At 51.2% G+C, this 12,394-nt stretch carries 11 protein-coding genes and 2 tRNA genes; 11 read left to right on the top strand and 2 right to left on the bottom strand.

Annotated elements, in window-relative coordinates; all coding sequences use genetic code 11:
• Window positions 1-36: 36 nt before the first annotated feature.
• Complete coding sequence (locus F459_RS0107220) at window positions 37-753, top strand: DUF554 domain-containing protein (RefSeq protein ID WP_020612061.1); 717 nt, start codon at window positions 37-39, stop codon at window positions 751-753.
• A gap of 23 nt (window positions 754-776) precedes the next feature.
• Here F459_RS0107220 and F459_RS0107215 read toward each other — a convergent pair whose 3' ends face one another.
• Window positions 777-3,347, bottom strand: a complete 2,571-nt coding sequence (locus tag F459_RS0107215; RefSeq protein ID WP_020612060.1) for a glycogen/starch/alpha-glucan phosphorylase — start codon at window positions 3,345-3,347, stop codon at window positions 777-779.
• A 26-nt stretch (window positions 3,348-3,373) separates the two neighbouring features.
• A complete protein-coding gene (gene nifA, locus F459_RS0107210; RefSeq protein ID WP_020612059.1) occupies window positions 3,374-4,921 on the bottom strand; it encodes a nif-specific transcriptional activator NifA in 1,548 nt (515 codons plus the stop codon).
• 321 nt (window positions 4,922-5,242) lie between these two features.
• Between nifA and F459_RS0107205 the strand changes: the two genes are divergently transcribed.
• From F459_RS0107205 to rpoB, 10 genes are all read left to right on the top strand, one after another.
• Window positions 5,243-5,315: transfer RNA gene (locus tag F459_RS0107205), tRNA-Thr, on the top strand.
• Between the two features lie 98 nt (window positions 5,316-5,413).
• On the top strand, window positions 5,414-5,590 hold the full coding sequence (gene rpmG / locus F459_RS0107200) for a 50S ribosomal protein L33 (protein WP_013253540.1): 177 nt from the start codon (window positions 5,414-5,416) through the stop codon (window positions 5,588-5,590).
• Between the two features lie 9 nt (window positions 5,591-5,599).
• Window positions 5,600-5,673, top strand: a tRNA-Trp gene (locus F459_RS0107195).
• A gap of 32 nt (window positions 5,674-5,705) precedes the next feature.
• Window positions 5,706-5,885 (top strand): preprotein translocase subunit SecE, encoded by a 180-nt coding sequence (gene secE, locus F459_RS0107190; protein ID WP_020612058.1) that lies wholly within the window; start codon window positions 5,706-5,708, stop codon window positions 5,883-5,885.
• Window positions 5,886-5,964: 79 nt separating this feature from the next.
• Window positions 5,965-6,519: a transcription termination/antitermination protein NusG gene (gene nusG / locus F459_RS0107185; protein WP_013253542.1), complete on the top strand. Its 555-nt coding sequence runs from the start codon at window positions 5,965-5,967 to the stop codon at window positions 6,517-6,519.
• Window positions 6,520-6,598: 79 nt separating this feature from the next.
• Window positions 6,599-7,030 (top strand): 50S ribosomal protein L11, encoded by a 432-nt coding sequence (gene rplK / locus F459_RS0107180; RefSeq protein ID WP_020612057.1) that lies wholly within the window; start codon window positions 6,599-6,601, stop codon window positions 7,028-7,030.
• A complete protein-coding gene (rplA, locus tag F459_RS0107175) occupies window positions 7,030-7,713 on the top strand; it encodes a 50S ribosomal protein L1 (RefSeq protein ID WP_020612056.1) in 684 nt (227 codons plus the stop codon). The genes rplK and rplA overlap by 1 nt, the downstream gene beginning before the upstream one ends.
• A gap of 1 nt (window position 7,714) precedes the next feature.
• Window positions 7,715-8,251 (top strand): 50S ribosomal protein L10, encoded by a 537-nt coding sequence (gene rplJ / locus F459_RS0107170; protein WP_020612055.1) that lies wholly within the window; start codon window positions 7,715-7,717, stop codon window positions 8,249-8,251.
• Between the two features lie 112 nt (window positions 8,252-8,363).
• Window positions 8,364-8,753, top strand: a complete 390-nt coding sequence (rplL, locus tag F459_RS0107165) for a 50S ribosomal protein L7/L12 (RefSeq protein ID WP_020612054.1) — start codon at window positions 8,364-8,366, stop codon at window positions 8,751-8,753.
• A 131-nt stretch (window positions 8,754-8,884) separates the two neighbouring features.
• Window positions 8,885-12,385, top strand: a complete 3,501-nt coding sequence (rpoB, locus tag F459_RS0107160) for a DNA-directed RNA polymerase subunit beta (protein WP_020612053.1) — start codon at window positions 8,885-8,887, stop codon at window positions 12,383-12,385.
• The last annotated feature ends 9 nt before the right edge of the window (window positions 12,386-12,394 follow it).

The raw sequence follows: 12,394 nt of genomic DNA, 5'->3' as shown, positions 1-12,394 counted from the left end.
ATCGATACACTACCGCACATTATGATAGCTACTATTGTGAATTGTATCACAGTTTTCTTCGGTTCACTGATAGGGATCACCGTTCATGCTAAAATTCGGGATGATATTCGGGATGTTGTCTATATCGGCGCCGGATGTATAAGCCTTGTAATCGGACTACAGATGGCGTTTGAGTCCGCCCGGGTTCTTTACCTTGTTTTCAGCCTTTTTCTCGGTGGTATTCTCGGGACGATCTGGAACATCGAGGGCTGGATCATGCGTTTCGGAACATTTCTTGAATCCCTGGTAAAACGTGGAAGGCAAGAGAAGGCGGAAAACAAGAACTTCGCTCTCGGTTTTCTCAACGCCTCTGTCCTTTTCTGTGTTGGTGCGATGACCATCGTGGGAGCGATGAAGGCAGGAGCCGAGGGGGATTACGACCTCATTCTTATGAAGTCGATCATGGACGGTTTTATGGCTATCATGTTCTCTGCGGCCCTTGGGGTAGGGGTGATGTTTTCCATTATCACCATTCTTGTCTACCAGGGGGGCTTAACCCTTCTCGCCGGGTGGATCGGGCCGATGATCGGGCAACTCGGCCTGAGTGAGATATCCGGCGTCGGAGGTGTTCTCGTTATGATGATCGGTATTAATCTCCTCGGGCTCAGGGAGATAAAAACGGCGAATTTCCTTCCCTCCTTGCTGATGGTCCTTGCCTTTACCGGCGCGGAGCCCTATTGGCTCCCCGTCGCAAAGTCCTTTTTCGGTTTCTAAGGCTCCCTCCGGTGCCTCGTCGGCTATCCGTGGCGCCGCTCTTTTCTTGTTCGTCGGTCCTGGATGGCCCGGGCATCTTCGATAATCTCTCGTGCCGATCCGTCTTCACCCACCGGCCTTGGGCCGATATCCCACACGTCCGATGCGTATTGGGCTATTGTTCTGTCGCTTGAAAATTTCCCTGCCGAAGCGATATTGAGGACCGCCTTTTTGCACCACGCCTCGGGTTCGTTCCTGTAGAGCTGTTCGGCTCTGCGCTGGGCGTCGGCATAGCTGCGCAGATCGGCGAGGTGGAGGTATCGGTCCCTTCCTCCCAGCAGCATATCCCGAACGGGGTCGAAAATGCCGGGCTCGGCAAAATTGAAATGGCCTGAAAAGAGTAGTTCCACCGCCCTTCTGATTTCTTCGTCTTCCGTTATATACGGTGACGGGTCGTAGTGGGGAATCAATGCCTCTGCCTCATCGGCTTTTAAACCGAAAAGGAAAAGGTTTTCGGCTCCCGCCTCTTCCGCAATTTCGATGTTCGCTCCGTCGAGGGTTCCCATGGTAAGGGCACCATTACACATAAACTTCATATTCCCCGTGCCCGAGGCTTCTGTTCCCGCAGTGGATATCTGCTCGGAAATATCTGTAGCAGGAATGATCTTCTCGGCCAGGCTTACACGATAGTTGGGAACAAAGTGAAGAGCGAGCTTTCCCTTCATTGCCGTATCGCTATTGACGACCTGGGCGATATTATTGATGAGTTTGATAATGAGCTTTGCCATGGCATAGCCCGGGGCTGCCTTTCCGGCGATAAGAAAACTCCTTGGCTGAAAATCATCCTTCTTCCCGTCCCTGATCCTGTTGTAGAGCATGACGATGTGAAGGGCATTGAGGAGCTGTCGTTTATATTCGTGGATCCGCTTAACCTGTACATCGAAAAGGGTGGCGATTTCCAGCCGTATCCCCTGTTCCCGCCGCAGTTGAAGTGCCAGGGCCTCTTTTGCCTGCTTTTTGACCTTTCGGAACTCGTCAAGAAAACCGGGATCGTCGGCAAAGGGTTTCAGCTCGGTAAGCCTGGAAAAATCGGTAATCCATCCTTCTCCGATGGCTCCGGTGATAAGTTCTGCCAGCGGTGGATTTGCCTGAAGAAGCCAGCGCCGCTGGGTTATGCCGTTTGTCTTGTTGTTGAACCGCTGAGGAAAAATTTGTGCCATCTCCGGTACCAGCCTGCTTTTCAGCAGCTCGGTATGGAGGGCCGCAACCCCGTTTGTCGAGTGGGTTCCGACGATGCTGAGATTCGCCATTCTGATTTGCTTCGGATCGCTCTCTTCAACCAGGCTTACCTTTGCGATTTTTGCCATATCGCCGGGGAAAACGGTAATCGCTTTCTGAAGAAAGCGGTGGTTGATTTCGTAGATGATCTGAAGGTGTCGCGGTAAAAGCGATTCGAGCATGGGAACCGGCCACTTTTCCAGCGCTTCGGGCATCAGGGTATGATTGGTGTAGCCGGTGGAACGGACCGTCACATCCCATGCTTCGTCCCACGCAAGGTGTTCTTCGTCCATGAGGATACGCATACACTCAGGGATGGTGAGGGATGGATGGGTGTCGTTCAGCTGGATCGCCGCATTCTCGTGGAAACGATCCCAACTTTTTCCGGTTGCACGGAAACGCCTGAAGATATCCCGAAGGGAGGATGAAACAAAGAAGTATTGCTGGCGCAGCCGAAGCTCTTTTCCGAGATAAAGCTTGTCGTTGGGGTAGAGTACCTTGGTGAGGTTTTCTGCCATAACCTTTGCGCTGACAGCCTCTACATAATCACCGGCATTGAAATCGTCGAAATCGAACTCCTCCGCAGCCCTGGCACTCCAGAGCCTGAGGGTGTTGACCGTATCACCGCCATAGCCGACGATGGGCATGTCATAGGCGATGCCGACCACCGGCTGGGTGTCCACCCAGCGGTAGATGCGCACCCCTTTTTCCCTGGCTGATTCGACCCTGCCGCCGAAATGAACCGGAAAGCTGATATCCGGCCGTTCGATTTCCCACGGATTGCCCCAGCGGAGCCAGTCGTCGGGCTGTTCCACCTGCATACCGTTTTCTATTTTCTGTCGGAAGATGCCGTAATCGTATCTGAGGCCGTATCCTACAGCGGGAATTTTCATGGTGGCTAAAGAATCCATGAAACAGGCTGCAAGACGCCCGAGCCCTCCGTTGCCGAGCCCTGCGTCCACTTCCTGGTCGGCGAGCTCTTCATAGCGATATCCCAGTTCCTCCATTGCCTCGCGTACTTCCGATTCGATACCGAGATTGATCACATTGTTGGTCATCGCCCTGCCGATCAAAAATTCGAGAGAGAGATAGTAGACGCGCTTTACATCGCTTTGGCGATGGAGCTGCCGTGCCTTGATCCAGCGATGGAGGATCCTGTCCCTGATGGCATAGGCGAGGGCCATGAATCGATCGTGGTCGGTGGCACTGTAGCGATCGTCGCCGAGGGTGTATCTGAGGTGTTCGGCAAAACCCCAGGTAATCGATTCCACATCGAAGCCGCTGCGGCTCGCTCCCTCGTCCTTTCGCTTTTCGTCGCTTTTCTTTTTTTCCGTCATAGCTGCCTCCTGTGCGGATTCTAAAGCTATCTTGGTTTGAAACGACTTGTATCTATTTCGTATTTATGAATACGCAATCCCATGATCCGTTCGGTAATGCCGAGGTTTCGTGCGGCCAGGGCGGCATTACCCTGGGACGATTTCAGGGCCTCCTGAATAAGCTCTTTTTCGAACTTCTCCACTTCATCCTGAAGTGTCCCCTTAAAGCGGGTATCGCTCGACTCCGCAGACTGCAGGGTCGGGGGAAGGTGGTGGCCGTGGATAACCCCGTCGGTGGAAAGAAGGACCGCACGTTCTATCACATTTTCCAGTTCGCGAACGTTTCCCGGCCAGTGGTAGATCGAAAGGAGTTCGATGGCGGGGGTGGATATTCGTTTGATCCGCTTCCCCTGTTTATGGCCGTACTTTTCCGCAAAGAAATCCGCAAGCTGGAGAATGTCGCTTTTTCGTTTTCTAAGGGGCGGAACATGGATGGGGAAGACGGCAAGCCGGTAGTAGAGGTCCTCACGAAAACGGTTTTCGGCGATAAACTCTTCGAGATTACGGTTTGTAGCGGCGACAATTCTGACGTCGATCTTGACCGTCTGGACACCGCCGACCCGTTCGAACTCCCGTTCCTGCAGGACCCGCAGCAGCTTTACCTGGGTTGCCGGCGAAAGGTCTCCGATTTCATCGAGAAAGATGGTTCCGCCGTCCGCCAGTTCGAAGCGACCCTTTCTGCTTTGGTGTGCCCCGGTGAAAGCCCCCTTTTCATGACCGAAGAGTTCACTCTCGATGACCCCTTCGGGAAGGGCCGCGCAGTTTACCTTGATGAAGGGACCCTTTTGCCTCGGACTTGCATAGTGAATGGCATGGGCGATCAGCTCTTTTCCCGTACCGCTTTCTCCCCGTATGAGGACGGTTGTATCGCTTGGAGCAACCTGGCTGATGAGGGCATACACCTCTTTCATCGCTGCGCTGCTTCCTATGATGTTTCTGGGCCGGTAACGCTCTTCCAGCTCTTTTTTGAGGCGATTGTTCTCCTCTTCCAGACGCTGCTTTTCTTCCTCGATCTGTCTTCTCAGCCTGACGGCCTGGGCTATCATGGATGCGATGATGGTCAGTATCCGAAAGTCCTCATCGGAAGACATTTCATCGCCGCCGACGCGCATGGCGCTGATGGTTCCCATGATGTCCCTGTTGTGGGTGACCGGGACCGAGATAAAGGAAACCTTTCCTCCGGGGATGAAGGTCCCCGTCTTGTTGAGAAAACGCTTGTCCTTTTTAATGTCGGGGATCACAATGGCCTCGCCAGAGGCGACAACTTGCCCGGTGATCCCTTCGCCCGGTTTATAGACCCCCTTCTTCTGGGCCTCCCTGCTGAGTTCCGTTGCCGACTCGATGGTGATCAGGCCGGTGTGGCGGTTCATCAAGGTAACCATACCGTTTCGGAGCTGAACATGCTCGCGCAAAAGTTCCAGTACCGGTTGGATGGCGTCCTCTATTTCGAGACTTCGATCCAAAGTCTGGCTTACTTCGAACAAAAGTTCCAGTTCTGCTATTTTTCGCCTGTAATGTTCTGAACTCTCTTCCATAGGTGATTGTATCGTAGACGGTCGACAGACGCTCTGTAAGCAGTACGCCGATATCTCTCCTGCCCCCGCGTTCTATGTAAATTTCTAAGCAAGGCGGCATGTTATGCGCATCTATTGATTGAAACAGTGCCTTCCGCTTATAAGATGTTAGTATAATGAACTTATAAAAACTATGGAAGCTCTCCTGCTGAGAAGGCTTCCGGAATACCTGCCGTGAGAGTCGGGAAATATAGACGGCGCTTGAAAGTTTTAGGGCGCCTTTTCCCTCCTCCTCTTGACAAAATCATCATGCTTCTGGTAGCTTAACTGCGCGTCAAGCAAGCCCTTGTAGCTCAGTCGGTAGAGCACCACCATGGTAAGGTGGGGGTCATCGGTTCAAGTCCGATCGAGGGCTCTTTTTTTATCCCTTAGTATGCGTTGACACAGTTGTTCGGTTCAGAGTATTCTCATGAGAACCGTTTGTCCCTGCGGGGAAGTAAGGAGTTTACGGGTATGGCAAGCAAGAAGAAAGGTGCAGTGGAGAAGATTGCGCTGAAGTGCGAAGAGTGCGGTCGCAGGAACTATACTACCCAGAAAAACCGAAGGAATACCCAGGGAAAGCTTGAGTTCCGGAAGTATTGTAAGTTCGACCGCAAGCATACACTGCATAAGGAAACGAAGATTAAATAGGACCCACACAGGCCAGTAGCTCCAACGGCTAGAGCGCCGGTCTCCAAAACCGGATGTTGTAGGTTCGAATCCTACCTGGCCTGTCTTTTTTTTAATTGTTGCGAGGAGCGTAAGGATGAAAAAAATCCTTCAATTTTTCAAGAATAGTTACGCAGAGTTGCGGCGGGTCGTTTGGCCTAGTCGGGAAGAGGTTATTTCTTCGACAAAGGTTGTGATCGTGTCGACGGTTCTTTTTGCTCTGGTCCTTGGGGTTGTTGATTTTCTGCTTCTCAAGGGTATCGATTTTATTTTTTAAGAGCGGGCATCGGCGCGACAGAAGCCCAGCGCAGGAAATCTTTCTGCGGGTGGGCTTTCTGTGTTGAAAGAGGATTTGTATGGCGAAAGGGTGGTATGTTCTTCATACCTATTCCGGGTATGAGAACAAGATCGAACGGTTTCTCCGAAAGATGATGGGGGACGGTGATTTCGGAGATGCGCTTACCGATGTCAAAGTCCCTTCCGAAGAAGTAGTTGAAGTGAAGGATGGTAAGAAAAAGGTTACAAACCGAAAATTTCTTCCCGGCTACATACTACTTGAGATGGATCTGCCCGATCGTGGGTGGAAGGCCGTTTGTTCACAGATCAAAAAAATTCAAGGTGTTACCGGATTCGTGGGAGCGCCGGTGGGTGCGAAGCCGCAGCCGATCTCTTCCGATGAGGCAAAGGCGATTCTTCAGAAGAGTGGAGAGATTAAAGCCGATCGTACGGTTCGTCCCCGGCAGAGCTTTAGCGTCGGTGAAGTGGTTCGTATTGTTGACGGTCCCTTTGATACCTTTACCGGAAATATCGAAGAGGTTAACCTTGAAAAGGGTAAATTGCGGGTGATGGTCGGTATTTTCGGCCGTTCAACCCCCGTTGAAGTTGATTTTCTTCAGGTTGAAAAAATCTGAGGTAATATCTCCTCGTTGAGGAGGGTGATGGGAGTTCTCTTGAAAAGAGGGAACGTCAATACCACACAGGAGCATATGTATGGCAAAGAAAAAGGTAACCGCAGTCATTAAGCTGCAGGTTCCTGCCGGCAAGGCTACTCCGGCGCCTCCCGTGGGTCCCGCTCTGGGTCCTCATGGTGTAAGCGCCCCCCAGTTTTGCCAGCAGTTTAACGACCGGACCAAGGAATTCGAGGCCGGTCTTACCATTCCGGTGGAGATTTCCGTTTATCAGGATCGAAGCTTCACCTTTATTACCAAAACGCCGCCGGCGGCCGTCCTTATCAAAAAGGCATGCGGTATTACCAGCGGTTCTGCCGAACCTCATAAGGTGAAGGTTGCCAAGATCACCAGAGAGCAGCTGCAGCAGATAGCCGAGACTAAGATGCAGGATTTGAGTGCCAACGACATTGAAGCGGCAGTCAAAATCATTGCAGGAACGGCACGAAGTATGGGTGTCGAGGTGGCGAACTGATGAAGCGTGGAAAAAAGTATGTTCAGGCACGGGGACAGTTCGATCGCCAGCAGCTTTTTCCTCTTGAGGAAGGTGTTGCAACGGTGAAGAAACTTGCATATGCAAAGTTCGACGAAACCGTTGAGTTGTCGATTAATCTTAATATCAAGAAGAGCCAGTCGGTGCGTGATACCGTGGTTCTTCCTCACCAGTTTACGGCCGAGAAAAAGGTACTTGTTTTTGCCAAAGGCGACAAAGCCCAGGAAGCGGAAGAAGCAGGCGCCACCTATGTCGGCGATGCCGACCTTGTCGAAAAGATCAAGGGGGGCTGGCTTGATTTTGATGTTGCCGTTGCAACTCCCGATATGATGAAGGATGTCGGACGGCTTGGACCTATTCTCGGGCGTCGGGGCTTGATGCCTAACCCGAAAACTCAGACGGTTACCTTTGACATTAAGGGTGCTCTTGCCGAGTTGAAAAAGGGGCGTGTGGAATTCCGTTCCGACAAAACCGGAGTTATTCACCTTGCGGTCGGTAAGGTTTCCATGGAGCCTGCCAAGGTTGCCGAGAATATCAACATCATTATGAATGAAGTCGAGAAGAAGCGTCCCAGTGATGTTAAGGGTGATTTCGTCAAGACGGTTACCGTTTCCTCTACCATGGGACCTGGTGTGAAGATCGATTTCCGCGAGGCGGGGGTGTAAGATGGCTGAATACCAGACAAAAATTCAGGACTACAAGGTCGAAGCGGTAGATTCTCTGAAGAGTGAGTTTGAAGGGGTACAGGATTATATCTTTACCAACTATCGGGGACTTACCGTCGCTCAAATCACCGAGCTTCGGGATAAGCTGCGAAAAGAAAACGCTCTTTTTAAGGTTGTTAAAAACCGTTTTGCGAAGATTGCCCTTCGTGATATGGAGCAGCCTGCCGTTGATGAGCATCTGACCGGCCCTACCGCGGTTGCCCTTGCAAAGGGCGAATCCGGTCCTGTGGCCAAGATCCTTTTTGAGATCGCTAAGGAACTTCCTCTTGAAGTGAAGGGCGGTATCATTAATGGGAATGTTTTTGATGCGGGACAGGTCGAGGCCTTCAGTAAGTTGCCGACGCGGCATGAACTGATTGCAATGTTGATGGGGACCATGAGGGCTCCGGTGCAGAATGTCGTATATGTTCTGAACGCCGTTCCTACAAAATTGGTCAGAACGCTTCAGGCGGTTGCCGACAAGAAGCAGGCCGGTTGAGTATAGAAACCTTTCGCCGTCGTTGACGGCGAGTCCATATTAATTGTTCGACGTTAGTCTTCGAAAGAAGCCATGCTATCGTCGGGCTTAAAAGATTGAAGGAGAAGATAATATGGCTGATGTGAAGAAAGAGGATATCCTCGAAGCAATTGCGAACATGAGTGTTCTTGAGGTGAGCGAGCTCATTACTATGATGGAGGAAAAGTTCGGCGTTACCGCTGCAGCACCCGTTGCTGTCGCCGCTGCCGGTGCCGCTCCTGCTGCCGCCGTTGCCGAAGAGGAAGAGAAAACCGAATTCGACGTTATACTTAAGAGTGTTGCCGACGGAAAGAAGATTCCCGTCATTAAGGAAGTTCGAGCAATTACCGGTCTTGGCCTGAAAGAGGCTAAGGATATCGTTGAAGCCGGTGATAAGGCGATTAAGGAAGGGGTTTCCAAGGAGGATGCTGCTTCCATGAAGGAGAAGCTTGAGGCTGCTGGCGCCGTTGTTGAGGTGAAATAAGTCTTTGGCGATCACGTCGTCTCGAATTATTGATTTTGTTACCCATTTGCCACCGGAGAGACAGGTTTCTCCGGTGGCGATTTGTGTCTTTTGAATGAATAGGATACTATCCAACTGTCCAGGGGGGAAGAATGGTTGCTCAAGGCAAAGCCATTGAACGAACATATATCGGCCAAGAGTTCCAGGAAGTGATGGAGCTGCCGGACCTCGTTGATATTCAGCTCACTTCATACGACCGGTTCCTGCAGCGTTCCAAGCTCCTCGCCGGTCAGGATCTTGCGGAACAGGGACTTGAAGAAGTCTTTCAGACTGTTTTTCCTATCGAAAGTCCCAACGGGGACATGAGTCTTGAGTATACCCAGTATACCCTGGATGAGGAAAATATCAAATTTTCTCAGGAAGAATGTAAGCGAAAAGGCCTCACCTACGCGGTTCCTGTCAAGGCGAAGATCAATCTTGTCTTTCATGAAACCGGTGAGATTCGTCAGAAGGATATCTATGTCGGGGATATCCCTTTGATGACCGAGCGGGGTACCTTTATTATTAATGGTGCCGAACGTGTTGTTGTTAGTCAGATTCACCGTTCTCCCGGTGTTATTTTTAGTCACGAAAAGGGAATCTTCTCCTCCAGGATAATCCCCTACAGGGGATCGTGGCTCGAGTTTGAGATAGACCAGAAAAAAGAGCTGATATATGCCAAAATCGACCGGAAAAAACGGATTCTCGGAAGCCTGTTTCTTAGGGCTCTCGGCTTTGATGCTCGTGAGAAGATTATCGATCTCTTTTATAAGAAGACCTTAGAGCATGTTTCCGAGGAACGGGAGAAGAAAGAGCAGCTGGTGAATAAGGTTCTCGCCAGGGCTGTTTTTGTCGAACGGGATGGTGAGACTCGTAAGCTCTATCGTGCCGGAGAGAAGCTCCACCCTCATGATGTGGATGAACTGCTCCATTCCGAGGTTCGTGAAATCGAGGTTATCGACTTCTCTCATCCCGAATCCCTTCACAGTCAAATTATTCTCAACTGTTTTGAGCGTGAAGAGGTTAAGATCGTTAAGGATGATCCGAATGTCGATGAACCGACGAAAGAGGATGCCCTTATTGCGGTCTATTCTGTTTTGATGCCGGGAGAACCTATTACTCTCGAAGCCGCGGAAAAAGACCTTCATTCGATGTTTTTCTCCAGCCGTCGTTACGACCTCGGCAGGGTTGGTCGTTATAAACTTAATAAGAAATTCGATTATGAGAATCCTGATGATTCCCATGTGCTTAGCAAGATGGACATTGTCAACACCATGCTTTTCCTTATCAAGGTCTACATTGGTGAAGCCTATGTTGATGATATCGATCACCTTGGAAACCGCCGGATACGTTCGGTTGGTGAGCTTTTGGCAAATCAGCTGAAAACCGCTTTTGCCAGGATGGAGCGAATCGCCAAGGAGCGGATGAGCCTGAAGGAGACCGACACGGTTCGTCCTCAGGATCTTATTTCCATCAAGCCGGTTGTGGCGGCGATAAAAGAGTTTTTCGGTTCCAGTCAGCTCTCTCAGTTTATGGACCAGGTAAACCCCCTTGCCGAGCTTACCCATAAGCGGCGGCTCAACGCCCTTGGACCCGGTGGCCTTTCCCGGGATCGTGCGGGTTTCGAGGTTCGTGATGTTCACTATACCCATTACGGTCGTATGTGTCCCATCGAGACCCCTGAAGGTCCGAATATCGGGCTGATTGTTTCCTTGGCGAACTACACCAAGGTAAATTCATACGGCTTTCTTGAGGCCCCTTATCGAAAGGTTGTGAATGGTCATGCGACCCGGGATATCGAATACCTCTCCGCAATGGATGAAGAAAAGTATAATATTGCCCAGGCCAATGCGAAGATCGATAAAAACGGAACCTTTCTTGATGAGATGATTTCCATACGTAAGGGCGGTGATTATACCACAAAGCCCTCTTCGGATATTCAGTATATGGATGTTTCGCCGAAGCAGGTTATTTCGGTGGCGACCAGCCTTATCCCGTTCCTTGAGCATGATGACGCCAACCGGGCCCTCATGGGATCGAATATGCAGCGCCAGGCTGTTCCTCTGGTCTTTCCCGAGCCTCCGAGGGTCGGGACTGGTATGGAGGCGAAGACTGCCTACGACTCCGGTGTCTTGCTTAAGGCGAAACGTTCCGGTGTTGTGGAGCATGTTACCAGTCTTGAGGTGGTGATCAAGCCTGATAGTCCTAAGAACGACCATGACCGGGATGTGTATCACGTGCAGAAGTTTCAGCGGACGAACCAGGATACCTGTTTTAATCAGAAGCCTGTTGTTTCGCTTGGCCAGAAAATCGATAAGGGTCAGGTTCTTGCAGACGGGCCTGCCACCAGGGCGGGGGAGCTTGCTCTGGGCCAAAATATGATAGTCGGTTTTGTTCCATGGAACGGTTATAACTATGAAGACGCCATCCTGATCAGCGAGAAAGTGGTAAAAGAGGACAGTTATACCTCTATTCATATCAAGGAATTTACCGTCGATGTTCGGGAAACGAAATTGGGTCCCGAAAAGCTGACTCGGGATATCCCCAATACCAACGAAAAGTCTCTGGAACAGCTGGATGAAGAGGGGATTATCAGGATTGGTGCCAAGGTGAAGTCCGGCTATATCCTGGTCGGAAAGGTAACGCCGAAGTCGGAGACCGAAACAACCCCTGAGTTTAAGCTGCTCAACTCGATATTCGGTGAAAAGGCGAAAGAGGTCCGGGATACCAGCCTAAAGGTTCCTCATGGAGTCGAAGGTACGGTTATCGATGTCCAGCGTCTGCGCCGTTCAGAGGGGGACGATCTTCCTCCCGGGGTGGAAGAAGTGGTTAAGGTGTTGATCGCCACCAAACGAAAGTTGCGGCAGGGTGATAAGATGGCCGGTCGTCACGGAAACAAGGGTGTCGTTGCAAGGGTGCTTCCGGAAGAGGATATGCCCTACATGGCCGACGGTACTCCTCTGGATCTTTGCCTTAATCCGTTGGGTGTTCCAAGCCGAATGAACCTCGGCCAGATCCTGGAGACCGAACTTGGCTGGGCTGCTCTTGCCCTGGATAAGTGGTTTTCCACTCCGGTCTTTCAGTCTGCAAGCACCGATCAGATCGAACAGAAAATGAAAGAAGCTGGCCTTCCTATCGGGGGAAAAACCGTTCTTCGCGACGGACAGACCGGTATTCCGTTTGAGAATTCCGTTTTTGTAGGGGTGATGTATATGCTCAAGCTGCACCACCTTGTGGATGACAAGATGCATGCACGTTCCACCGGACCGTACTCGCTGGTTACCCAGCAGCCTCTTGGTGGAAAGGCCCAATTCGGTGGGCAGCGGCTTGGTGAAATGGAGGTCTGGGCCCTTGAGGCATATGGTGCCGCCAATACCCTGCAGGAGCTGCTTACCATCAAGTCAGACGATATGAATGGACGAGCAAAGATATATGAGAGCATTGTAAAGGGTGAACCTTCGACCGCCGCCGGTGTGCCGGAATCTTTCAATGTTCTTGTACAGGAGCTGCGTGGACTGGCCCTGGATATGTCGATCTACGACAGTAAGGGAAAGAGGATTCCGCTGACCGAGCGGGATGAAGAACTGATCAACCGACAGGGAACCCAGTTCTAAGAGGAGCGG

It is taken from the genome of Sediminispirochaeta bajacaliforniensis DSM 16054 (assembly GCF_000378205.1).
Taxonomy (GTDB): domain Bacteria; phylum Spirochaetota; class Spirochaetia; order DSM-16054; family Sediminispirochaetaceae; genus Sediminispirochaeta; species Sediminispirochaeta bajacaliforniensis.
Note: the sequence above shows the minus strand (reverse complement) of the source record. Positions and strands in the feature narration are given on the sequence as shown.